Origin of the sequence: Streptomyces sp. NPDC127038 (assembly GCF_042725875.1) — a bacterium.
Lineage (GTDB): Bacteria > Actinomycetota > Actinomycetes > Streptomycetales > Streptomycetaceae > Streptomyces.
On sequence record NZ_JBHXDQ010000025.1, the window covers coordinates 1 to 22890 of the forward strand.

The 22890-nt window shown below is 72.1% G+C and carries 23 protein-coding genes; 14 read left to right on the plus strand and 9 right to left on the minus strand.

The window, feature by feature from the left end:
• Nucleotides 1-64 precede the first annotated feature (64 nt).
• Nucleotides 65-364, minus strand: coding sequence for a small hydrophobic protein (locus tag ACFWI4_RS19040; RefSeq protein WP_385396940.1), 300 nt, complete (start codon nucleotides 362-364; stop codon nucleotides 65-67).
• Between the two features lie 120 nt (nucleotides 365-484).
• Complete coding sequence (locus ACFWI4_RS19045; protein ID WP_387197412.1) at nucleotides 485-2104, minus strand: MFS transporter; 1620 nt, start codon at nucleotides 2102-2104, stop codon at nucleotides 485-487.
• 122 nt (nucleotides 2105-2226) lie between these two features.
• Here ACFWI4_RS19045 and ACFWI4_RS19050 point away from each other — a divergent pair, with 122 nt between their 5' ends.
• The 3 genes from ACFWI4_RS19050 to ACFWI4_RS19060 all read left to right on the plus strand — a co-directional run bounded on the left by ACFWI4_RS19050 (nucleotide 2227) and on the right by ACFWI4_RS19060 (nucleotide 5348).
• A complete protein-coding gene (locus ACFWI4_RS19050; protein ID WP_387197415.1) occupies nucleotides 2227-2892 on the plus strand; it encodes a TetR/AcrR family transcriptional regulator in 666 nt (221 codons plus the stop codon).
• A gap of 317 nt (nucleotides 2893-3209) precedes the next feature.
• Entirely contained in the window at nucleotides 3210-4418 is a 1209-nt protein-coding gene (locus ACFWI4_RS19055) for an alpha/beta hydrolase (protein WP_387197418.1), read from the plus strand.
• Nucleotides 4419-4493: 75 nt separating this feature from the next.
• The gene (locus tag ACFWI4_RS19060) at nucleotides 4494-5348 is read left to right on the plus strand and encodes a DUF4429 domain-containing protein (protein WP_385396948.1); all 855 of its coding nucleotides are present in this window, start codon (nucleotides 4494-4496) and stop codon (nucleotides 5346-5348) included.
• 55 nt (nucleotides 5349-5403) lie between these two features.
• Here ACFWI4_RS19060 and ACFWI4_RS19065 read toward each other — a convergent pair whose 3' ends face one another.
• Nucleotides 5404-5874, minus strand: a complete 471-nt coding sequence (locus ACFWI4_RS19065; protein WP_385396950.1) for a MerR family transcriptional regulator — start codon at nucleotides 5872-5874, stop codon at nucleotides 5404-5406.
• Between the two features lie 95 nt (nucleotides 5875-5969).
• On the opposite strand from ACFWI4_RS19065, the gene ACFWI4_RS19070 reads away from it, so the two are divergent.
• On the plus strand, nucleotides 5970-6449 hold the full coding sequence (locus tag ACFWI4_RS19070) for a GNAT family N-acetyltransferase (RefSeq protein WP_387197423.1): 480 nt from the start codon (nucleotides 5970-5972) through the stop codon (nucleotides 6447-6449).
• Between the two features lie 9 nt (nucleotides 6450-6458).
• Entirely contained in the window at nucleotides 6459-7280 is an 822-nt protein-coding gene (locus tag ACFWI4_RS19075; RefSeq protein ID WP_387197426.1) for a serine hydrolase domain-containing protein, read from the plus strand.
• Between the two features lie 65 nt (nucleotides 7281-7345).
• On the opposite strand, the gene ACFWI4_RS19080 is transcribed toward ACFWI4_RS19075, so the two are convergent.
• Nucleotides 7346-8002: a pirin family protein gene (locus tag ACFWI4_RS19080; RefSeq protein ID WP_387197613.1), complete on the minus strand. Its 657-nt coding sequence runs from the start codon at nucleotides 8000-8002 to the stop codon at nucleotides 7346-7348.
• 175 nt (nucleotides 8003-8177) lie between these two features.
• Here ACFWI4_RS19080 and ACFWI4_RS19085 point away from each other — a divergent pair, with 175 nt between their 5' ends.
• The 5 genes from ACFWI4_RS19085 to fabF all read left to right on the plus strand — a co-directional run bounded on the left by ACFWI4_RS19085 (nucleotide 8178) and on the right by fabF (nucleotide 13157).
• The gene (locus ACFWI4_RS19085) at nucleotides 8178-9383 is read left to right on the plus strand and encodes a PucR family transcriptional regulator (RefSeq protein WP_385396956.1); all 1206 of its coding nucleotides are present in this window, start codon (nucleotides 8178-8180) and stop codon (nucleotides 9381-9383) included.
• Between the two features lie 89 nt (nucleotides 9384-9472).
• Nucleotides 9473-10390, plus strand: coding sequence for an ACP S-malonyltransferase (locus ACFWI4_RS19090; RefSeq protein WP_387197429.1), 918 nt, complete (start codon nucleotides 9473-9475; stop codon nucleotides 10388-10390).
• Between the two features lie 13 nt (nucleotides 10391-10403).
• On the plus strand, nucleotides 10404-11435 hold the full coding sequence (locus ACFWI4_RS19095; RefSeq protein WP_385396960.1) for a ketoacyl-ACP synthase III: 1032 nt from the start codon (nucleotides 10404-10406) through the stop codon (nucleotides 11433-11435).
• 75 nt (nucleotides 11436-11510) lie between these two features.
• Nucleotides 11511-11759: an acyl carrier protein gene (locus ACFWI4_RS19100; RefSeq protein WP_339129164.1), complete on the plus strand. Its 249-nt coding sequence runs from the start codon at nucleotides 11511-11513 to the stop codon at nucleotides 11757-11759.
• A 126-nt stretch (nucleotides 11760-11885) separates the two neighbouring features.
• Nucleotides 11886-13157, plus strand: coding sequence for a beta-ketoacyl-ACP synthase II (gene fabF, locus ACFWI4_RS19105; protein ID WP_385396964.1), 1272 nt, complete (start codon nucleotides 11886-11888; stop codon nucleotides 13155-13157).
• Between the two features lie 117 nt (nucleotides 13158-13274).
• Here the strand turns inward: fabF and ACFWI4_RS19110 are convergent, their stop codons facing one another.
• Nucleotides 13275-13769, minus strand: a complete 495-nt coding sequence (locus ACFWI4_RS19110) for a DUF3145 domain-containing protein (RefSeq protein WP_261702513.1) — start codon at nucleotides 13767-13769, stop codon at nucleotides 13275-13277.
• A gap of 309 nt (nucleotides 13770-14078) precedes the next feature.
• Here ACFWI4_RS19110 and ACFWI4_RS19115 point away from each other — a divergent pair, with 309 nt between their 5' ends.
• On the plus strand, nucleotides 14079-14966 hold the full coding sequence (locus ACFWI4_RS19115; protein WP_387197434.1) for an SGNH/GDSL hydrolase family protein: 888 nt from the start codon (nucleotides 14079-14081) through the stop codon (nucleotides 14964-14966).
• 10 nt (nucleotides 14967-14976) lie between these two features.
• Nucleotides 14977-15951 (plus strand): aldose epimerase family protein, encoded by a 975-nt coding sequence (locus ACFWI4_RS19120; protein WP_387197437.1) that lies wholly within the window; start codon nucleotides 14977-14979, stop codon nucleotides 15949-15951.
• An 84-nt stretch (nucleotides 15952-16035) separates the two neighbouring features.
• Here the strand turns inward: ACFWI4_RS19120 and ACFWI4_RS19125 are convergent, their stop codons facing one another.
• A complete protein-coding gene (locus tag ACFWI4_RS19125; RefSeq protein ID WP_387197440.1) occupies nucleotides 16036-18498 on the minus strand; it encodes a beta-glucosidase in 2463 nt (820 codons plus the stop codon).
• Between the two features lie 104 nt (nucleotides 18499-18602).
• On the opposite strand from ACFWI4_RS19125, the gene ACFWI4_RS19130 reads away from it, so the two are divergent.
• Nucleotides 18603-19178: a TetR/AcrR family transcriptional regulator gene (locus ACFWI4_RS19130; protein WP_387197443.1), complete on the plus strand. Its 576-nt coding sequence runs from the start codon at nucleotides 18603-18605 to the stop codon at nucleotides 19176-19178.
• Nucleotides 19179-19199: 21 nt separating this feature from the next.
• On the opposite strand, the gene ACFWI4_RS19135 is transcribed toward ACFWI4_RS19130, so the two are convergent.
• Both ACFWI4_RS19135 and ACFWI4_RS19140 read right to left on the minus strand, forming a co-directional pair.
• Nucleotides 19200-20051 carry an EI24 domain-containing protein gene (locus ACFWI4_RS19135; protein WP_387197446.1) on the minus strand — a complete coding sequence of 284 codons (852 nt, stop codon included), beginning with the start codon at nucleotides 20049-20051 and terminating at the stop codon, nucleotides 19200-19202.
• A 143-nt stretch (nucleotides 20052-20194) separates the two neighbouring features.
• Nucleotides 20195-21217, minus strand: a complete 1023-nt coding sequence (locus ACFWI4_RS19140; protein WP_387197449.1) for an NADP-dependent oxidoreductase — start codon at nucleotides 21215-21217, stop codon at nucleotides 20195-20197.
• 122 nt (nucleotides 21218-21339) lie between these two features.
• On the opposite strand from ACFWI4_RS19140, the gene ACFWI4_RS19145 reads away from it, so the two are divergent.
• Nucleotides 21340-21795, plus strand: a complete 456-nt coding sequence (locus ACFWI4_RS19145) for a MarR family winged helix-turn-helix transcriptional regulator (protein ID WP_387197452.1) — start codon at nucleotides 21340-21342, stop codon at nucleotides 21793-21795.
• An 86-nt stretch (nucleotides 21796-21881) separates the two neighbouring features.
• Here ACFWI4_RS19145 and ACFWI4_RS19150 read toward each other — a convergent pair whose 3' ends face one another.
• Nucleotides 21882-22637, minus strand: coding sequence for a hypothetical protein (locus tag ACFWI4_RS19150; protein ID WP_387197456.1), 756 nt, complete (start codon nucleotides 22635-22637; stop codon nucleotides 21882-21884).
• Nucleotides 22638-22890 lie beyond the last annotated feature (253 nt).

The following is a 22890-nucleotide window of genomic DNA, read 5'->3' on the forward strand; positions in this document are numbered from 1 at the left end:
GCTCGGAGCGGCGCGAGGGCCCACGGATGCCGGGTCGTGCCCGGTCGCGGTGCCGGCGTCGGTGTCAGAGCAGGCCGTTGCCCGCGCCGCCCGCCAGCCAGACGACCGCCAGGAGGGTGTCGATCGCTCCCAGTGCCAGGGCCACCAGCGCCGGCACGGGGCCCGATCCGGTCCAGCGGCGGCCCATGGAGAGCCATCCGCAGACCATCGCGGCCGGTCCGAGCACGATGCCCAGCGTGAAGAAGCCGGCCACCGCGCACACCACGCCGATGATCCCCAGGGTCGCGCTGTCCGGCCCGGTCCGTGATCCTGTACGGCCACGTGAACGGGGGTACCTGCGCGTACCGTTTCCGAAGCCCGCCATCGTCAACTCCTGAACTCCCGTGACCTGTCGGTCGGTTCGGGTCGAAGGACCGGGTACCCCCGATTCACGCCGGCAGACCCGCCCGTGTCCGGGCGGGTCTGCCGGGGGCGGGACGCGGGGTCAGATGTGGCCGACTCCCGCGCCCGCCTCCGCGTTCTCGCCGCGCTTGGTGAGCAGGGCGACGAAGACGGCCACCACGGCGACGCCCGCGGCGACGAGGCAGGCGAGGCTCATGCCGGAGATGAACGTCTCGTGGGCGACGTCGGTGATCTGCGCGGCGATGGCGGCCGGGGTCTCCTTGGTGACCGGTGCCGCGCCGACCCGGACCGCCTCGGAGGCCTGGTCGAGCTGGGCCGGGGTGAGCGGCGGCAGCTTGGCGGCGGTCCAGTTGCCGCCGAGGTCGCTGTCGACCTTGGAGGCCATCACGGCGCCGAGGACGGCCGTGCCGAGGCTGCCGCCGATCTGCATCGCGGCCTGCTGGAGACCGCCGGCGACGCCGGAGAGCTCCATCGGGGCGTTGCCGACGATGACCTCGGTGGCGCCGACCATGACCGGCGCGAGGCCGAAGCCGAGGAGGGCGAACCAGATGGACATCAGACCGCTGGAGGTGTCGGCCTTCAGCGTCGACATGCCGTACATGGCGATCGCGGTGGCGGCCATGCCGCTGGCGAGCGGGATGCGCGGGCCGAGCTTGGTGATGGCCAGACCCGCGAGCGGGGAGCCGACGATCATCATGCCGGTGAGCGGGAGCAGGTGCAGACCGGCGTCGACCGGGCTCATGCCGTGCACGTTCTGGAGGTAGAACGTCACGAAGAACAGGCCGCCCATGAAGGCGATGGCCATGAGCACCATCAGCACCACGCCCGCCGAGAGCGGGACGGAGCGGAAGAGGCCGAGCGGGATCAGCGGTTCCTTCACGCGGGTCTCCCAGACGGAGAACAGCGCGAAGCCGAGGGCGGACAGCCCGATGAAGAGCCAGGTCCTGCCGTCGCCCCAGCCCCAGGACGGGGCCTTGATCAGGGCCCACACCAGGCAGAACATCGCGCCGGACAGCAGCACGATGCCGAGGATGTCGAAGGAGCGCGGGGCGTTCTCGGCGCGGTGGTCGAGCAGGATCAGCAGGCCGAGCGTGAGGGCGATCAGGCCGACCGGCACGTTGATGAAGAACACCGACTGCCAGCTGACGTGCTGGACGAGCAGACCGCCGAGGATCGGGCCGCCCGCGGTGGAGGCGCCGATGACCATGCCCCAGATGCCGATGGCCATGTTCAGCTTCTCGGCCGGGAAGGTCGCACGGAGCAGGCCGAGCGCGGCCGGCATCAGCAGCGCGCCGAAGACGCCCTGGAAGACACGGAAGGTGACCACGAAGGCGATGCTGTGCGACAGGCCGATCGCCCCGGACGCGGCGGCGAAGCCGGTCACGCCGATCAGGAACGTCTGCCGGTGGCCGAAGCGGTCGCCGAGCTTGCCCGCGGTGATCAGGGAGACCGCGAGGGCGAGGAAGTAGGCGTTGGTGATCCACTGGACGTCGGCGAAGGTCGCGCCGAGGTCCTTGGCGATGGCCGGGTTGGCGATGGCCACGATGGTGCCGTCCAGGGCCACCATCATGACCCCGACGGCGACGGTGATGAGGGTGAACCAGGGGTGCCCGCGCAGGCCCCGGGCGGGCGCGCCGTCCGCCGGAGCGGCGGCTGCCTCGCCCCCCTGTCCCGTCGTCTCGATGGTGGTCTGACTAGTCATGCGCCGGAGGCTAGTGACAGCCACTGACAATTGACAAACGGATTCACAAGTCGGTAACTGTCACGTCACTCACAGATAGGCTGAACAGGGCGAACTGTTGGCGAAGGGGAGAACACGGCACCATGACGGACACGGTCCCCCCGGCGCACGCGCCGCGGCCCGGGCTGCGGGAACGCAAGAAGCAGCGCACCCGGGACGCGCTGCTGCGGGCCGCCCTCGAACTGTTCACCTCGCAGGGGTACGAGCGGACCACCGTCGACGAGATCGCCGAGGCCGTCGAGGTCTCCCAGCGCACCTTCTTCCGCTACTTCGCCGGCAAGGAGGACGCGGCCCTGTTCCTCCAGCGGCTCAGCGAGTCGCATTTCCTCGCCGCCGTGCGCGAACGACCCGCCCACGAGGCCCCGTTGGAGGCCCTGCGCCGTGCGGTCCTGGAGAGCTGGGACACCATCGGCGAGGCGATCGAGGAGGTGGTGCCGATCGAACTGCACATGCGCACCTACCAGTTGATCGAGTCGACCCCGGCCCTGCTCGCGGTGCACCTGCGCCGCTCGGAGGAGATCGAGGAGGAGATCGCCCGGCTCATCGCCGAACGCGAGGGCCTCGACGTGGACGCGGACCCGCGCCCGCGCATCGCGGTCGCCGTGTTCGGCGGCGTGATGCGGGTCACGGGACGGCTGTGGGGTGCGGGCGAGGACATCAGCGTCGGGGCGATCCGCGAACTGACCGTGTCCTATCTCGACCAGTTGGGGCCCGCGTTGGCGGAGAAGTGGGGCCCCGCGCCACGGTGACGGCTGGTGACGTCTCGTCACATTACGTCACCGTCGCGTCACCTCGGAGGGTCATCGCGCCCCCGTACGGAACCTCGCGCCCGTCCGCGCCCGTTGAACGGGGGGTGTGCGCGCGATGCGTTCCACCGGGGGCCCGGGGAATCACAACACCCCCATGCACAGCGTCACATATCGCACACGCGTGTCAGAAATGTCGGTACAGAGCGTGACCATTTAACTCAAACTGAACCCGGTTTGCCCCAATTACCCCACCAGAAACGTGATCCCCGTCACTCGTTTAACGGGAGGCTCTCCACTTCTCCTAGGGTGTCCTCTCAGTGACTTCCTTCGACACCACCCCCCAACTCAACGTCTGGCGCGCACTGCTCGCGCTGGCCGTGGTCTTCGTGATGCTGGCCACCAGTGGCTGGACCGCGATCCACAGCCACCGGGCCGCCTCGGCGCTCCAGGCGTCCCGCTCCGCGTGGGCGCACGGCAGCGTGGCCGGGCACAAGCTGCCCGATCCCGCCTCCGATCCGGGCCTGCTGGCCCAGTTCTTCGGCACGCTCGACGGACACCAGCGTTCGGAGCTCGCCCACCGCTATCCGCTCGCGGTCGGCAACATGAACGGAGCGCCGGTCACCCTGCGCTACGCGGCGAACCGGGTCGCGCTCAAGCACGAGCGCACGGTGGAACGCCGGCGCATGCACGACGACCGGCTCTCCTCGGCGGGCCAGTACGACGCGGGCCGCCGGATGCACCGCTACGAAGCGCTGCTCGACAAGGGCCGCAAGATCCTCGCCTTCGACCCCAACGGCTCGGGCCGGGTCGCGGAGGTCTTCGGCGACCTCGACAAGGCGCAGCGCGTCTCGGTCGTGGTCCCCGGTGTCGACACCGACCTGCTCACCTTCCAGCGCACGTACAAGGAGTACTCGGCGCCCGTGGGCATGGCGGGCGCCCTGTACAAGGAGGAGCGCTCGGCGGACCCGGCCGCGCGTACGGCCGTGATCGCGTGGGCCGACTACACGGCTCCCAGCGGACTGGGCATCGACTCGGCCACCGCCATGCGGGCCGAGGAGGGCGCGGTACGGCTGAACGCCCTGGTTCGGGCCCTGCCGGGCCGCTCGCAGGTGGCGCTGTACTGCCACAGCTACGGCTCGGTGCTGTGCGGGGTGGCCGCTTCCTCACTGCCCTCGCGGGTCTCCGACATAGCCGTGGCGGGCAGCCCCGGCATGCGGGCGGCGAAGGCGGCGAACCTGCACACCAGCGCCCGGGTCTGGGCCATGCGCGACGCGGACGACTGGATCCAGGACGTGCCGCACCTGGAGGTCGGCGGTCTCGGGCACGGGGCGGACCCGGTGTCGAAGGGGTTCGGGGCCCGTGTGCTGTCCGCCGAGGGGGCGAAGGGCCACGCCGGTTACTTCCAGCCGGGCACGGAGAGTCTCCGCAACTTCGCGGAGATCGGGATCGGCGCGTACCGCGATGTCAGCTGCGCGCGCGACGACGACGCCTGTCGGACGGGTTTGTCCGCCGGTGCGTCGGCCTGACGCGCGTAGAGGACGAAAAACTGCGGTCCGCCCAGAGAGGCGACGGAGGCTTGCGTGCCGCATACGATGGCCCGCATGGGTGACGTACTGGCCGGTTTTCATGCCGCCTGGGAGTTCGAGTCCGACTCCGTGCTCATCCGCTTCGAACGGGGGATCCGCACACCGAAGCTGTTCCAGGCGCTCGGTGAACGCCGTATCCCCCTGGAGGCGATCGCGGCGGTGACGCTGACGCCCGGGAAGCGAGGCACGGTCGTTCTGCGTGCGGTGCCGAGGCCGGGCGCCGATCCGCTGATGGAGGCGGCCGCGGGACAGCTCAAGGAGGGGTGCGACCCGTACCGGCTGGTGCTGCCGGCCGACCGCGAGACGCTCGCGGAGTACTACGCGGACGAGCTGCGCGGCCGGCTCACGGCGGACGACGAACCCGCCGAGCGCTTCCTCGTGAAGCCGCCCGAGGGCCCGCTGGTCTTCAAGGCCTACGACGGGAAGGCGTCCTTCGACGGCAAGACGGTGTCCTTCCGGTGGTTCTGGACGGGTGCGTCCTCGGCGAAGTGGAAGGCCGGCGACCAGACCTTCCCGGTCTCCGCGCTGTGCGGGGTCGAATGGCGCTCCCCCGAGGTGTTCGAGGGCCATCTGCGGCTGCTGCGGCGGGACCCCGCGCCGGCGCATCCCGCGCAGGCGGACCAGGACCCGGCGGCGGTCGTCTTCGGGCTCGGGTACGGGCCCGTCCACGAGTCGCTGCCGTTCGCCGCGGCCGTGCTGGCCGCCACGCGCTCCGCGAGCCCCGCTCCGACGGGCGCGCTCCCGGCCCCGCACCGCGACCCGGCCGACATCGCCGACCGCATCCGGCATCTCGGGGAGCTCCACGAGGCCGGGCTCCTCACGGACGAGGAGTTCTCCGTCAAGAAGGCGGAACTGCTCGCCCAGCTGTGACGAACGAGGGAAGGCCGGCACCCCCGGGGTGCCGGCCTTCCGCGCGCGTGAGCCGTCAGGACCGTTCCGAGGCGAGCGCGCGGCTCGCGTCCCCGTAGAAGCCGATCTTCCGGTCGAGCACCGCGAGGGTGTCCTGGAGCTCGGCGATCCGGGCCCTGACGTCCCGGCGGGTGGCCTCCAGGAGTTCGTAGCGGTCCATGTACGTGTGGTCGCCTGCCCGCACCATCTCCGCGTAGCGGACCATGTCGGCGACCGGCATCCCGGTGAGCCGGAGCTTGCCGACCAGGCCCAGCCAGTCCAGGTCGCGGTTGCTGTAGCGGCGCTGGCCGGTGTGCGAGCGGTCGATGTGCGGCATGAGCCCGATGCGCTCGTACCAGCGCAGGGTGTGCGCGCTGAGGCCGGTGAAGGCGACGACCTCGCTGATCGTGTAGTTGTCCCGGCCGTCGGGGCGCCGCGCCTCGCGCTCGGGAGGCTCGGCGCAGGTGTCGGTCCCGGTGGCCTCGGCTGTGGTCTCCATCACCGTCATGCCCCCACGCTAAAACCTTCGAGCGCACTCCAGGCAAGCCGAACCCGCCGAAAAGGCCGGGACATGACCGGGAGGCGGTGGTTACCGTGCCGATCATGAGTCTCGTACGCCGTGCCACGCCCGAGGACGCGCCGGAAGTGCTGCGCCTGCGCCAAGTGATGATCCACGCGGTCTTCGACGCCGATTCCCCCAGTTCCTGGCACGCCGAGTCGCTGCCCACCGTCCGGGAGAGGCTCGCCGACACCGAGGGCTCCTTCGCCGCCTTCGTGATCGACCACCCGGACCGGCCCGGAGCCCTCGCGGCCCTCGTCGCCGGGACGATCGACTATCGGATCGGGCGGGCGGGCAATCCGCTCGGCGCGGTCGGCCACGTCTTCAGCGTCGCCACCGATCCGGACGCCAGGCACCGCGGTTACGCCCGCGCCGGCATGGAGGCCCTGCTCGACTGGTTCCGCGAGCGCGGGGTCCCCCAGGTCGACCTCAACGCGTCCGCCGAGGCCGAGCCGCTCTACAGGGCCCTCGGCTTCGTTCGCAAGAACGACCCCTCGATGCGGCTGTCCCTCCCACCGGCTTAGGCTCGGGTCATGTCCTTGCAGAGCCTGGCGCTGATCTCGAACTGGCCCGTTCCCACCGCGGCGGCCGCGGTCGTCCGCGCGGACGGCACCGTGGCCGGCTCCCACGGGCCGGGCGGGCACCGGTTCGCGCTGGCCTCCGTCACCAAGCCGCTCGCCGCGTACGCCGCGCTCGTCGCGTACGAGGAGGGGGCGATCGAGCTCGACGAACCCGCCGGGCCCGAGGGTTCGACGGTCAGGCACCTGCTCGCGCACACCTCCGGCCTCGCCTTCGACGAGCACCGGGCGACGTTCACGCCCGGGCAGCGGCGGCTGTACTCCAACGCCGGGTTCGAGGTGCTCGGGGACCACATCGCCAAGGCGGCGGACATGCCCTTCGCGGAGTATCTGCGCCAGGCGGTCCTCGAACCGCTCGGCATGACCGGGACGACGCTGGACGGTTCACCGGCGAAGGACGGCGTCTCGACGGTGGACGACCTCGTCCGCTTCGCCGCCGAGCTCCAGGCACCGCGGCTGCTCGACCCGCGCACGGTCGCGGAGGCCATGACCGTGCAGTACCCCGGGACCAAGGGCGTGCTGCCCGGCTACGGCCACCAGAACCCCAACGACTGGGGGCTCGGCTTCGAGATCCGCGACTCCAAGTCCCCGCACTGGACGGGGAGTTCGTCCTCGCCCGGCACCTTCGGCCACTTCGGTCAGGCCGGTACGTTCCTGTGGGTCGACCCGGTCGCGGGCGCCGCCTGCGTCGCGCTGACCGACCGGAACTTCGGGCCCTGGGCGATCGAGGCGTGGACGCCGTTCACGGACGCGGTGCTGGCCGAACTCGCCTCCTGAGACCGGCCCTTGCCCGCCGCAGCACGGCCGCGGCGCAGGCCGCCGGGTCCCGGCGCGCCCCGGTCTCAGCCGACGGCCATCTCCCACACCAGCAGCTCCGCCGGTGCCCCCGCGACCAGTTCCAGGTCCTTCGCCCCGGTGAGCCGGGCCGCGTCCCCCTCCCCCAGCTCCACGCCGTCCAGCCGGACCTCGCCGCGCACGACATGGACGTAGACCCAGGGCGCGTCGGGGACGGCCGTGCGCTCGCCCGCCGTCAGCCGGCGCACATGCAGCATGGCCCCCGCCTCGGGAACGGCGTACGGGGTGGAGTCGGCGATGCCGCGGACGGTCTCGTACGCGGGATCGCCGCCGGGCTCGACCGGCGCCAGCCACATCTGCACGAAGACGAGGGGGAGTTCGCCGTCGTTGCGCTCGACGTGACGGACACCTCCGGCGGAGCTCAGCCGCTGCACGTCACCGTGGCGCAGCACCGACTCGTTCCCGGCCGAGTCGCGGTGGGTGAGCTCGCCCTCCACCACCCAGGTGATGATCTCGGTGTGACTGTGCGGGTGCTCGTCGAAACCCGCGCCGGGTGCCAGCCGCTCCTCGTTGCAGGCGATCACCGCGCCGAAGCGGAGGTTGTCGGGGTCGTAGTGCGGGCCGAAGGAAAAGGCGTGGAGCGAGGAGATCCCGGCCGCCGGGTCCCCTCCGCGGTAGCGCTCGTCGGCGCGGCGGACGTCCATCACCTCTCCACGGTAGGGCCTGTCGTTTGGATCAGGTGGCACCAAGACACGTTGCCCTGCCCCGCGCCCCGCCGCGTGATCCAAACGACAGGCCCTGGCCCGGCCCCGCGAAGCGGCCTCTCTTACATGCGACCCGCCGCCGCACGGCTGCGTCCGGATAAGGCAGTCTTGTCCCGTGCCCGAACCCGAAGCCAGCAACACCGAGCGCACTGCGCACGACGTCGACTCGCACACCGCGACCCTCAAGCGGCTGGAGAAGTCGGCCGGCAGTCTCGCCGCCCAGGCGATCACGCGGATGGACGAGACGCTGCCGTGGTACCGGGCCATGCCACCGGAGAACCGGTCGTGGATCGGTCTTGTGGCCCAGGCCGGTATCGCGGCCTTCACCGAGTGGTTCCGTCATCCGGACGCTCCGCAGGCCATCTCCACCGATGTCTTCGGCACCGCGCCACGCGAGCTGACCAGGGCCATCACGCTGCGCCAGACGGTGGAGATGGTGCGGACGACAATCGAGGTCATGGAATCGGCCATCGACGAGGTGGCGGCCCCCGGCGACGAGTCCGTGCTGCGCGAGGCGCTGCTGGTCTACGCCCGAGAGATCGCCTTCGCCACCGCCCAGGTGTACGCGCAGGCGGCGGAGGCGCGCGGCGCCTGGGACGCCCGTCTGGAGTCCCTCGTGGTGAACGCGGTGCTCTCCGGTGAGGCCGACGAGGGCGCCGTCTCCCGGGCCGCCGCGCTCGGCTGGAACTCGCCCGAACATGTCTGCGTGGTGCTGGGCACGGCGCCCGACGGTGACAGCGAGCTGACGGTCGAGGCGATCCGGCGGGCGGCGCGGCACGCCAAGCTCCAGGTGCTGACGGGGGTGCTCGGGGACCGGCTGGTCGTCATCGCGGGCGGCAGCGACAACCCGCTCGCGGTCGCCAAGTCGCTGATCGGCCCGTACGCCGCCGGATCGGTCGTCGCCGGGCCGATCGTGCCCGATCTGCTGGCCGCGACCCGGTCCGCGCAGGCCGCGGCGGCCGGACTCAAGGCGTGTTTCGCCTGGCAGGACGCCCCGCGCCCGGTTCTGGCGGACGATCTGCTGCCGGAGCGCGCGATCGCCGGAGACCCGGCTGCCCGTGAGCAGTTGGTGGAGGAGATCTACAGACCGCTGGAGGAGGCGGGCTCGGCGCTGCTGGAGACGCTCAGCGTCTATCTGGAGCAGGCGAGCAGCCTCGAAGGCGCGGCCCGGATGCTCTTCGTCCATCCCAACACCGTGCGCTACCGGCTGCGACGTGTGACTGACGTCACCGGATGGTCGCCCTCCGATGTTCGGTCGGCGTTCACGCTGCGGATCGCGCTGATCCTGGGGCGTCTGGCCGATGGAGATCCACAAACATAGGCTTTTGTCGGGGACCTACAATTCCCCCTCGTGTTCTTCGTCCCTGTCCCCACGGGCGGCCGTGGCCGTCCACAAGAGAGAGTGTGAGAGTGCTCGTACTCGTCGCTCCCGGCCAGGGCGCTCAGACGCCCGGCTTCCTGACTCCTTGGCTCGACCTCCCCGGTGCCGCCGAACGCCTCGCCGCGTGGTCGGACGCCATCGGGCTGGACCTTGCCCACTACGGCACGCAGGCCGACGCGGACGCGATCCGTGACACGGCCGTCGCGCAGCCCCTCCTGGTCGCGGCCGGGCTCCTGTCCGCCGAGGCCCTCGGTGACGTCACCCCCGGTGCCGTCGCGGGTCACAGCGTCGGCGAGATCACCGCCGCCGCGTTCGCGGGAGTGCTCGGCGACACCGAGGCGCTGACGCTCGTACGCAAGCGCGGCCTCGCGATGGCCGACGCCGCCGCCGTCACGCAGACCGGTATGTCGGCGCTGCTCGGCGGGGACCCGGACACGACGGTCAAGCACCTGGAGAAGCTGGGTCTCACCCCGGCGAACGTGAACGGCGCCGGCCAGATCGTGGCCGCGGGGACGCTGGAGCAGCTCGCCGCGCTGGAGGCCGACAAGCCCGAGGGTGTCCGTCGCGTGGTGGCCCTGAAGGTGGCGGGCGCGTTCCACACGCACCACATGGCCCCCGCGGTCGAGGCGCTTGCCGAGGCCGCCGAGGCCCTGACGCCGGCCGACCCCCGGTTCACGTACGTCTCGAACCGTGACGGCCGGGTCGTGGCCTCCGGCGCTGACGTCGTCGCGCGGCTGGTCGGCCAGGTCGCCAACCCGGTCCGCTGGGACCTGTGCATGGAGACCTTCCAGGAGCTCGGCGCGACCGCGCTGATCGAGGTGTGCCCCGGCGGCACGCTGACCGGTCTGGCCAAGCGCGCCCTGCCCGGCGTCCCGACGCTGGCCCTGAAGACCCCCGACGACCTGGACGCGGCTCGCGAGCTCATCGCCGAGCACGGCGCCGCCTGAGGAGCCCGAGAGCATGTCGAAGATCAAGGCACCCAAGGGCGCTCCGTTCGCGCGCATCCTCGGCGTCGGCGGCTACCGTCCCGTCCGGGTGGTGCCCAACGAGGTGATCCTGGAGACGATCGACTCGTCCGACGAGTGGATCCGTTCGCGTTCGGGCATCGAGACCCGGCACTGGGCCTCCGACGAGGAGACCGTCGCCGCGATGTCGATCGAGGCGTCCGGCAAGGCCATCGCCGACGCCGGGATCGACGCCGACCAGATCGGCGCCGTGGTGGTCTCCACCGTGTCGCACTTCGCCCAGACCCCGGCCATCGCCACCGAGATCGCCGACAAGCTCGGCACGAACAAGGCCGCGGCCTTCGACATCTCGGCCGGCTGCGCGGGCTTCGGCTACGGCCTGACCCTCGCCAAGGGCATGATCGTCGAGGGTTCGGCGGAGTACGTCCTCGTCATCGGCGTGGAGCGGCTGTCCGACCTGACCGACCTGGAGGACCGCGCGACGGCCTTCCTGTTCGGCGACGGCGCGGGCGCGGTCGTCGTGGGCCCCTCCGAGGAGCCGCACATCGGCCCCACCGTCTGGGGCAGCGAGGGCGACAAGGCCGGCACGATCAAGCAGACCGTGCCGTGGGACCGCTTCAAGGTCGGCGACGTCTCGCAGCTTCCGCTCGACTCCAAGGGCGAGATCAAGTTCCCTGCCATCACGCAGGAGGGCCAGGCGGTGTTCCGCTGGGCCGTGTTCGAGATGGCGAAGGTCGCACAGCAGGCGCTGGACGCGGCCGGGATCAGCTCGGACGACCTGGATGTCTTCATTCCCCACCAGGCCAACGAGCGGATCATCGACTCGATGGTGAAGACGCTGAAACTGCCGGGACACGTCACGGTCGCGCGTGACGTGCGCACCACCGGCAACACCTCGGCCGCCTCGATCCCGCTCGCGATGGAGCGGCTCCTGGCGACCGGTGAGGCGAAGAGCGGCGACACCGCGCTCGTCATCGGCTTCGGGGCGGGTCTCGTGTACGCCGCGACGGTCGTTACCCTCCCCTAGGCACTCCGTACCGGATCATCCGGTCCGTACGGAAAATCGCCACCCCTCTGGAAACACACCGAAGGAGCGCCTGACATGGCCGCCACTCAGGAAGAGATCGTCGAAGGTCTCGCCGAGATCGTCAACGAGATCGCCGGGATCCCCACCGAGGACGTCCAGCTGGACAAGTCCTTCACCGACGACCTGGACGTCGACTCGCTGTCCATGGTCGAGGTCGTCGTCGCCGCCGAAGAGCGCTTCGACGTCAAGATCCCGGACGACGACGTCAAGAACCTCAAGACCGTCGGCGACGCGACCGCCTACATCCTCGAGCACCAGGCCTGACCTTCCGGTCACCTGGGCCGACCGTCCGGGTGACCGGGGCCGCGTGCCCCGGTTCGCCCTGGCTGATGCCCCGCCACCCGGCGGTGGCGCCGCTGAATCCTCGTATCCGTTGGAGAAAGAATTCCCGTGAGCCCGACCAATCGCACCGTGGTCGTCACCGGTATCGGCGCAACCACACCGCTGGGTGGCGACGCAGCCTCTACCTGGGAGGGCCTGATCGCCGGACGCTCCGGCGTCCGCCCCCTCGAGCAGGAGTGGGCCGCCGACCAGGCCGTCCGTATCGCGGCGCAGATCGCCGTGGAGCCGGGCGAGGTCATCCCCCGCCCGCAGGCCCGCCGTCTGGACCGCTCGGCGCAGTTCGCGCTGATCGCGGCCAAGGAGGCCTGGGCCGACGCCGGTTTCACCGACAAGGCGGGCGAGGACCCGAGTGTCGACCCCGACCGGCTGGGCACGGTCATCGCCTCCGGCATCGGTGGTGTCACGACCCTGCTCGACCAGTACGACGTGCTGAAGGAGAAGGGCGTACGCCGGGTCTCCCCGCACACCGTCCCGATGCTGATGCCGAACGGCCCGTCCGCCAACGTGGGTCTCGCCGTGGGCGCCCGCGCCGGTGTGCACACCCCGGTCTCCGCCTGCGCCTCCGGCGCCGAGGCCATCGGCTACGCCATCGAGATGATCCGCACGGGCCGCGCCGACGTCGTCGTCGCCGGTGGCACCGAGGCGGCCATCCACCCGCTTCCCATCGCCGCGTTCGGCAACATGATGGCGATGTCCAAGAACAACGACGACCCCGAGGGTGCCTCGCGCCCCTACGACGTCGCCCGTGACGGCTTCGTCCTCGGCGAGGGTGCCGGTGTCGTCGTCCTGGAGTCCGCCGAGCACGCCGCCAAGCGTGGCGCCCGCGTCTACGCGGAGGCGGTCGGCCAGGGCATCTCGGCCGACAGCCACGACATCGTGCAGCCGGAGCCGGAGGGCCGCGGCATCGCGCACGCCCTCCAGAGCCTGCTCGACAACACGGACCTGGACCCGGCCGAGATCGTGCACGTGAACGCGCACGCCACCTCGACGCCCGCGGGTGACGTGGCCGAGCTGAAGGCGCTGCGCAAGGTGTTCGGCGACCACGCCGACCACTTCGCGGTCTCCGCCACCAAGTCGATGACCGGTCACCTCCTCGGTGGTGCCGGCGGTGTCGAGTCGGTCGCGGCCGTGCTCGCCCTGTACCACCGGCTCGCCCCGCCGACCATCAACGTCGAGAACCTCGACCCCGAGGCCGAGGCCGCCGCGGACATCGTCCGTGGCGAGGCCCGCAAGCTGCCCGTCGAGGGCCGTATCGCCGCGCTGAACGACTCGTTCGGCTTCGGCGGGCACAACGTGGTCCTGGCGTTCCGTTCCGTCTGACGCCGGTTCCCGTCCCGTACGGCTGTGGCCCGTACCCCTGGTCAAGGGGTACGGGCCACACGGCGTTCGTTCTCGGGCGGGTTCGGGCGTCCTTGACGGAGCGTCACCGGTGGGGCGTCAGACCACCTGGTGCAGCCAGCGGACCGGGGCGCCCTCTCCGGCGTAGCGGAAGGGCTCCAGTTCGTCGTCCCAGGGCTTGCCGAGGAGCTTGGCGAGGTCGGCCTCCAGGTCGCTCTCGCCGCGCTGGGAGCGCAGCAGCGCGGCCCGCAGCCGGTCCTCGGGGATGAGGATGTCGCCGTGGATGCCGGTGACCGCGTGGAAGATGCCGAGCTCGGGGGTGCAGCTGTAGCGCTCGCCCTCGGCGGTGGGGCAGGGCTCGGCGGTGACCTCGAAGCGCAGCAGGTGCCAGCCGCGCAGCGCGGAGGCGAGCTTGGAGGCGGTGCCCACCTCGCCCTTCCAGGAGAACTCGGATCTCCAGGTGCCCGGCGCGGCGGGCTGCCGGATCCAGTCGAGGTTGACGCGTGTGCCGAGCACCCCCGCGACCGCCCACTCGACATGCGGACACAACGCGCGGGGCGCGGAGTGCACGTAGAGAACTCCACGTGTCGTCACTGGGGCCTCCGGACAGAGCGAGACATCTTGTAACTTAGCGGAACGGCAGTGGCAGGGCGGCCACGTGGCGAGGCTACCCTGCGGCGGCGCAAGGAGTGTGACGTACCGTCGGTCCAAGCGCCGTGAACCGCCGAGGTTTCACCCGGCGGGACGTGTCCGGACTCCCCTGCCGGGGGTCCGGGTCCGCCTCCCGGGTGGAGTCGGCCGTACCCCGGGAACGGGGCGCGACCGGCCGTGTACGACGTGGTGCGACCTGCCGCGCGGAGCGGATGCCGACCAACCCTGTACAACGAACGAGGAGACCAGGGGATGCGGAATCGCAGCCACCGTTCGCGGGCCGTCCTCGCCGTCGCCGCGGCGGCGGCCCTCCTGGGCACCGCCGCCTGCGACTCCTCGGCGCCCGGCGGGACCGCGATGCCGCGGCCGTCGGCGAAGCCCACGCCGGTCTGGGACCGCAGTCCGGACTCCATGGCGGCGGTCGGCGACTCGATCACCCGGGGTTTCGACGCGTGCAGCGTGCTGTCCGACTGCCCCGAGGTGTCGTGGGCGACCGGCAGCGATCCCCGGGTCGACAGCCTCGCCGTCCGGCTGCTCGGCCCGACCGGCGCGGCCGAGCGCAGCTGGAACTACGCGGTGACCGGCGCGCGGATGGCCGATCTGCCCGGTCAGATGGAACAGGCGGCGGCGCGCAGGCCGGAGCTGGTCACGGTGATGGCGGGCGCCAACGACGCCTGCCGCTCCTCGGCCGCGGCGATGACGCCGGTCGCCGAGTTCCGCGCCGAGTTCCAGGAGGCGATGGACACGCTGCGCCGGGCCCTGCCCAGGACGCAGGTGTACGTGTCGAGCGTGCCGGACCTCAAGCGGCTCTGGTCCGAGGGGCGCGGCAGCCCGCTGGGCAAGCAGGTGTGGAAGCTGGGCATCTGCCCCTCGATGCTCGGTGACGCCGACTCGCTGAACGCGGCGGCGACCCTGCGGCGCGGGCAGGTGCAGGACCGGGTGAAGGAGTACAACCAGGTGCTGCGCGAGGTGTGCGCGAAGGACCGGCGCTGCCGCTCCGACGGGAACGCGGTCTTCGACTACCGCTTCGGCACCGGCCAGCTGAGCCACTGGGACTGGTTCCACCCGAGCAGGGACGGCCAGGCCCGACTCGCGGAGATCGCCTACCGCACGGTCACGGCACGCAACCCGGTCACCTAGGGTTTCTCCCATGAGTGAACTTTTCGGCACACTTTCCGACGGCACCCGGGTCCACCGCTGGACGCTGGAGCGCGCCGGGGTCCGGGTGCGTGTGCTCACGTACGGCGGGATCGTGCAGTCGGCCGAGGTGCCGGACCGGGACGGGCTGGCCGTGGACGTGACCCTGGGCTTCCCGGACCTGGAGGGGTACACGGCCCATCCGGAGCCGTACCTCGGCGCGCTGGTCGGGCGGTACGCGAACCGCATCGGGGGCGCGGCCTTCCCGCTGGACGGGGTGACGTACCGCCTGGAGGCGAACAACGGGCCCAACTCGCTGCACGGCGGCGACGGCGGCTTCGACAAGCGCGTGTGGGACGCGGAGCCGCTCGAACACGGGGTCAGGCTCTCCCGGGTCAGCCCGGACGGCGAGGAGGGCTTCCCGGGCCGTCTGGAGGTCTCGGCGACGTACACGCTCGACGAGCGGGGCGCGCTGCGGATCGCCTACGAGGCGGTCACCGACGCGCCGACCGTGGTGAACCTGACGAACCACACGTACTGGAACCTCGGCGGCTCCGGCAGCGCGCTCGGGCACGAACTGCGGCTCGACGCCTCGCGGTTGACTCGGGTCGACGGGAACCTGATCCCGACCGGGGAGCTCGACCCGGTCGAGGGCACCCGCTTCGACTTCCGCGAGCCCCGCGAAACCGGCGCGGGCTACGACCACAACTACGTCCTCGACAAGGGGCTCACGGCCGCCGCGGTGGAGGTCGCCGAGCTGTACGACCCGGCGTCCGGCCGGGTGCTGACGGTCGCGACCACCGAACCGGGTCTCCAGCTCTACACCGCCGACCATCTGGGCGCCCCCTTCGCCCCGAACGACGGCGTCGCCCTGGAGACCCAGCACTTCCCCGACTCCCCGAACCGCCCGGACTTCCCGAGCACGGAGCTGCGACCGGGCGGGGTGTACCGCTCGGAGACGGTGTACGGGTTCTCCGTACGCTCCTAGATCGTGTCCGGACCGGGGCAAACGGCGGGCCCCGGTCCGGAGGTCAGGTTCCGGGCCGGGGCCGGCCGAAGGCGGGCGTGTGGTTCACGCCTCGATGATCGTGCGCAGGCGAGGGTCCGCGAGGGAACGGCCTGCCTGAATCTCGTACGAACCCTTCACAAACGCCCATGTGTTCGTGGCGGTGTCCCAGAGCTCGAAAGCGCGGCGCGGGAGTTCCACGACGGCCTCGGCACTCTCGCCGGGCGCGGCCTCGACACCGGCGAATCCGGCGAGCGCGCGGAGGGGCCGCTCGGTGCCCGGTTCGGCGGGGGCGAGGTAGACCTGGACGACCTCGCGCCCGGCCCGCTCACCGCGGTTGCGGACCCGGACGGTGACCGTCGTGCCCCGGACCTCGATGGACTCGTAGTCCCAGTCGGTGTAGCCGAGGCCGTGCCCGAAGGCGTACGAGGGGGTAATGCCCTCCTTCTCCCAGGCGCGGTAGCCGATGAAGACGTCCTCGGTGTACGGGAGTTCACCGCCCTCGGGACGCACCTGGGTGACCGGGGCGTCCGCGAGGGGGCCCCAGGTGGTGGGGAGCCGGCCGCCCGGTTCGTGGGCGCCGGTGAGGACGTCGGCGAGGGCCGCGCCGCCCTCCTGTCCCGGGAACCAGCTCAGGAGGACGGCGGCGACCTCGTCGCGCCACGGGAGTTCCACCGGGGAGCCGGAGTTGACGACCACGACGGTGTTCGGGTTGGCGGCGGCGACGGCGTGGACCAGGTCGTCCTGGCGGCCGGGGAGCCCGAGGTCCGCGCGGTCGAAGCCCTCGGACTCGACGCGGTCGGTGGTGGCGACCACGACGACGGCGGTGTCGGCGGCGCGGGCCGCGGCGACCGCCTCGGCGATCAGTTCGTCCGCGTCGCGCACGGGCTCCTGGTGGGCGAGCGTGAAGCCGAGGACCTTCACCGGGGCGTCCTCGGGGAACACGACGGTGTGGTCGAGGGAGACCGCCACCGGTTCGCCCGAGGCGAGTTCGGCCCGGCCGCGGGCCACCGGGGCACCGAAGAAGGTCACGAAGGGGCGGTCCTCGGCGGTGCCCTGGACGCCGTCGAAGTACGTCGTGCCGTCGACGGTGAGGGTGAACGCGCCGGGGCCCTTGATGCCGAAGGTGTGCGGGCCGGACTCGCGCGGGGTGAAGGTGCCGGTGAGTTCGACGGTGGCCAGGTTCTCGTGCGTGACCCCTTCGGGCAGGTCGTCGCCGATCCACTGGATCTGGCCGTTGGGGGCGGAGGCGGTGGCGAGGATCTCGCCGGCGGCGTCGCGGCAGATCGCGCGCAGCTCGAACCCCTTGTCGGCGACGGGCAGTTCGACGGCGAGGTCGGCGCCGAGGGCGTAGGTCACGCTGCCCTCGGGGAGCGCGGCGGTGAGACCGTCGAGGGGCGAGACGATGGAGGCGGGGAAGACGGTCGCGGAGCCACCGCCGAGCACCCGGGCGTCACGGGCGGCGGCGCCGACGAGGGCGATCCGGTGCCCCTCGGGGAGCGGCAGGGCGCCTTCGTTGCGGACGAGGACGAAGCCCCGGCGGGCCACCTCGCGGGCCAGCGCCTGTCCGTCCACGGGCGCCGGCGCCTCGGTCACGACGGGTTCGGCCCCGGCCAGGGCGCCGACGCGGGCGGCGAGCCGGAGCACGTTGCGGACGGCCGCGTCGACCGTCGCCTCCGCCACCTCGCCGGCGCGCACGGCGGCGGCGAGCGGTTCCCCGTAGACGGTCCTGGGGCCGGGCATGGCGACGTCGAGTCCGCCCTCGATCGCGGCCCTGGTGTCGCGGGCGGCCCTCCAGTCGGAGACGTTGAAGCCGTCGAAGCCCCACTCGCCGCGCAGGACGTCGTTCACGAGCCGGCCGTGCTCGCTCATCGTCGTGCCGTTGACGGAGTTGTAGGCGGTCATGACGCCCCACGGGCGGGCCGTCGCGACGATGGTCTCGAAGGGCGCCAGGTACAGCTCGCGCAGGGCGCGTTCGGAGACCAGGTTGTCCACGGTGAAGCGGTCGGTCTCGGCGTCGTTGGCGACGAAGTGCTTGACGGTGGTGGCGACCCCGCCGGACTGCACGCCCCGGACGTAGCCGGCGCCGATCGCGCCGGTCAGGAGCGGGTCCTCGCTGTAGGCCTCGAAGTGGCGGCCGCCGAGCGGGGAGCGGTGGAGGTTGACGGTCGGGGCGAGCAGGACGTGGACGCCCTTGCGGCGCGCCTCCTGGGCGAGCAGCACCCCGGCGCGGCGGGCCAGCTCCGGGTCCCAGCTCGCGGCGAGCGCGGTGGGCGAGGGGAGCGCGACGGAGGGGTCGTCGGCGCTCCAGCGGACGCCGCGGACGCCGATGGGGCCGTCGGACATGACGAGGGAGCGCAGCCCGATCCCGGGGAGCGCGGGCAGGGTCCACATGTTCCGTCCGGACAGCAGCCGGGCCTTCGCGTCCAGGTCGAGCCGGCCCAGTGCCGCCTCGACGACGGCCTCCCGGGCCGCGTCCGCCTCCCGGTCCCCGTGGCCGCTGCCCGTCCCCACCGCAGTCTCCGCCATGGCGGCACCTCCTCGTCGAAAGCCGTCGGTCGTCCCCACATCGTGCATCCGGCACCTGTAGGGCGGTAGGTTTCGTCACCTTCTCGTTATCTTCGCAAGGGGAGATGCCGTACGGTGACGCCATGACGGCCAGGACCCGGAGCGAGGAGCGGCGCGCCGAGATCGTGCGCGCGACGCTGGAGGTGATCGCCGAGCGCGGTTACCGGGGCGCGAGCCTCGCCGCGGTCGCCGAGCGGGTGGGCCTCACCCAGCAGGGCCTGCTGCACCACTTCCCCACCAAGGAGGCGCTGCTCGTCGCCGTGCTCGGGGACCGGGACCGGTGGGACGCGCTGCCGGACACCCCCTGGCGGGCCGAGCTGCTGGTCTCGCTGGTCGAGTACAACGCGATGCGGCCCGGGATCATCCAGACCTTCTCGGCCCTGCTCGGCGAGAGCGTCACGGAGGGGCACCCGGCCCGCGAGTTCTTCACCCGGCGCTACACGGCGGTGCGGGCCAACATGGCCGTGGCGCTGCGCGCGGAGTACGGGGAGCGGCTGCCGAGCGGGCTCACGCCGGAGCGCGCCGCTCCGCTGCTCGTCGCCGTGATGGACGGGCTCCAGTACCAGTGGCTGCTGGACCCGGAGTCGGTGGACATGCCGGCCGCGTTCCGCGACTTCCTCACGCTGCTGGGCGAGGCCTGAGCCTCCCGGGGTCCGCCCCGGTCACAGGGTGGTGTCCTGCTCCTCGTTCGCCGCCCGGTCGGAGGCCGTGCCTCCGGAAGCCGTGCCGGCGTCCCCGTCCCGGTCCTCGTCGGTGTCGCCCTCGCTGATCTCCTCGCCGAGCAGGTCGCGGGCCATCAGGGTGGCGCCCGCGACGGCTCCGGGCATGAGGAACACCGCGACGAACGGGACGAGGAAGGCCAGCCCGAGCGGGGTGCCGAAGCCCCAGACCAGGGTCTTGCGGGAGCGGAGCAGGGCGAGACGCTCGCGCAGGTCGACATCGCGGCGCTGGAGGGCGACGGCGACGAGTTCCTCGGTGAGGAAGAAGCCCGTGACGAAGAAGCCGAGCACGGGGACGACGGTCTGCCCGACGAAGGGGACGAAGCCGAGCGCGAAGAGGAGGACCCCCCACACCAGGGCCCGTACGAGGATACGGAGGCTGTCGCGGGCGGAGATCCACAGCTCGTGCCAGAGCGGCCGCCCCGACTCGGGGGCCGTGCCGTCCGGGGAGACGTCGCGGTCGACCTTCTCCGAGAGACTCTCGTAGAAGGGCTGGCCTATCAGCAGGGTGACGGCGGTGAAGGTGAGGACGGCGAGCAGGAGGGCGAGCGCGAACAGGACGGCGGTGAGGAAGCCGCGGAAGAGGCCCGCCCAGGGGCTCGACCAGTCGTCCGCGAACGGCGTCGCCCAGGTGACGAAGCCCTCCCCGTACACACCGAGGGCGACGAGCGCCGCCGCGTAGAGCACGAGCGTGATGAGCCCCGGCAGCAGTCCGAACCCGAAACTCTTCCCGTGCCGGACCACCCATCGCTGGCCGCGCAGCAGATAGCCGAAACCCACCCCAAGATCGCGCATGGGGAGACCCTATCGGGGCGCCCGGCCGGACCACGAGACGGACGACGGAGGCCGCCTCCCCTGCATGTCGAAGGCCGCCTCCCCGGCATGGGGGAGGCGGCCTCCGTGAGGTGCGCGCGGGCGTCGCCGCCCCGGCGTCCGGGTCAGAGCTTGACGATCATCTTTCCGACGTTGTCGCCGCGCAGGACGCCGAAGAACGCCTCCACGTTGTTCTCGATGCCCTCGACGATCGTCTCGGCGTACTTCAGCTCGCCGGAGCGGATCCAGCCGCCGACCTCCCGGACGAACTCCGGCTGGAGGTCGTAGTGGTCGCCGACGAGGAAGCCCTGGATGCGGCCGCGGGTCTGGATCAGCCGGGCCAGGTTCCGCGGGCCGGGGGCGGGCTCGGTGCGGTTGTAGACGGAGATCATGCCGCAGACGGCGATGCGGCCGTCCCGGTTCAGCGAGCCGATCGCCGCCTCCAGGTGGTCCCCGCCCACGTTGTCGAAGTAGACGTCCACGCCGTCGGGCGCGGCCTCGCGCAGCTGCTGGGAGACCGGGCCGTTCTTGTAGTTGAAGGCCGCGTCGAAGCCGTACTCCTCCACGAGCAGCTTGACCTTCTCGTCGGACCCGGCGGAGCCGATGACCCGCGAGGCGCCCTTGAGCCGGGCGATCTGGCCGACCTGGCTGCCGACCGCGCCGGCGGCGCCGGACACGAAGACGGAGTCGCCCTCCTTGAAGGAGGCGGTGCGCAGGAGCCCGGCGTACGCGGTGAGGCCGGTCATGCCGAGGACGCCGAGGTACGTCGAGAGCGGCGCCGCCGCGGCGTCCACCTTGACGGCCTGCTTGGCGTCCACGACGGCGTACTCGCGCCAGCCGAGGAAGTGCAGCACGTGGTCGCCGACCTCGACGCCCTCGGCGTTGGAGGCGACGACCTCGCCGACCGCGCCGCCCTGCATGGTCTTGCCGAGCTCGAAGGGGGCGGCGTAGGACTTGGCGTCGCTCATCCGGCCGCGCATGTACGGGTCGACGGAGACGTAGGCGTTCCGTACCAGGACCTCGCCCGGGCCCGGCTGCCGGACCTCGGCCTCGACCAGGGCGAAGTCGGAGGGCTGGGGGAAGCCGACCGGGCGGCTGACCAGATGCCACTCGCGGCCGGTGGAGGGAAGCTGGGGGGTCTCGGACATGAGGGTGCGCCTTTCACGGTGACCGGCGAGCGGACCGGTGAGCGGATCAAATGCTTCAGTACCTGAAACAACCATGCTCCTGAATATTTAATGATGTCAAGTAACACGCTAGGATCGAGAGCATGGCCACCCACAAGAGACCACGGATCGACCCCCTGACCATGGAGGTCGTCGAGTTGATCGGCACGGTCGTGGCCCGCTACCACGACGAGTACGAGGACGCGGCGGCCCAGCACGCCCTCACCGGCGCGCAGGCGCGGCTGCTGAGCCTGCTCTCGCTGGAGCCGCTGCCGATGCGCCGACTGGCCCAGAAGCTGAAGTGCGAGCCGTCGAACGTCACGGGGATCGTGGACCGGCTGGAGACCCGGGGCCTGGTGGAGCGGCGCCCCGACCCGGCGGACCGCCGGGTGAAACTGGCGGCGGCGACGGACGAGGGCCGCCGGATCGCCGGGGGGCTGCGCGACTCGCTCGACTTCGCCCGCGAGCCGCTGGCGGAACTCTCGGACGAGGAGCGGCTGTCCCTGCGCGACCTGCTGCGCCGCATGCTGGGCGAGACCCCGGGCACGGGCGACGCCTGAGGGCGCCCCGCGGCGGGTGGCGCGCCCGCAAGCCCCGCGGCGGGCGGCACGCCCGCGGCACGGTCAGCCCGTGGCGGGCTGGACGCCTAGGCGCACCACCACAGGAACTTGTTGCAGCTGTTCGAGGGTGACGGAGCCGGCGCGGGGGCCGACGTCTCCGGGGACGTGGTGGCGGGGGCCGTCGTGCGGGGCGCCGAGGGGGCGCTCGCCGGGGCCGAGGCCGAACGGCCGGGCAGGGCGCCCGCGGTCGGCGACCCGTCGCTCCCGGCGCTCTTCCCGCCCGTCGCCGCGGACGCGGAGCGGGAGGCGGAGGCGGATCCGGCGGCCGGGGACGAGGCACCGGGGGTACGGCCGGCCGCGGGGGAGGCGGAGGCGGAGCTCTTCGGCAGCGCGGACGCCGCCGGTGAGGCCGAACCGTCGGGCGACTCGGCCGCCGCCGGGCTGGGGCCGAGCCCGGGCGCGTCGACGCCGAGCTCGGCGAGGCTCAGACCGCCGGCCGCGAGGACGAACCCCATGGCTATGAACAGGGTGCGGCGGCGCTTGCGGCGGTGCGCGGCGGCCTTGCGGTCACGTCGGCTGACGCCGGCCGGGACCCCCCGGTCGTCCGGGTCGCCCTCCTCGGCCGCGGCGTCCAGGACGCGGCCACCGCGCCGGCGCGCGGCGCGCCGGGAACGCCACTCGACGTCGCCGTCCTCGGTGTGGCGCGGGTCGGCTCCGGCGCCCACCGGCGGGCGCGCGCCGGTCTCCTCGGCGTCCGCTCCGAGTTCGTCGACCGGGGTGCCGCACCCGGGACAGGCGAGCGCGCCGTTGAGGTGCCTGCGGCACACGTGGCAGTAGTCCATGACGCGGGAAGACTAGGGTCACCGCCGGTAACGTTCCTAGGCGCAGTTGTGAAGATCTTGTGCGGAATCAAGTATTCCGGCCCGTCGGACCCGGGTGCCCCCGAAGATCCCCCGCCATCCTGCGCCCATCGCGTCGGAACCGTTATGCGCGCGACCCATTGACACCCCCCGGGCGGCGTCCTTACTGTCACGCCAGCATTTCGAACGTGTGACGAAATTTCGAACAGAGCTGAAAGCACAGGGGGCATCTGCC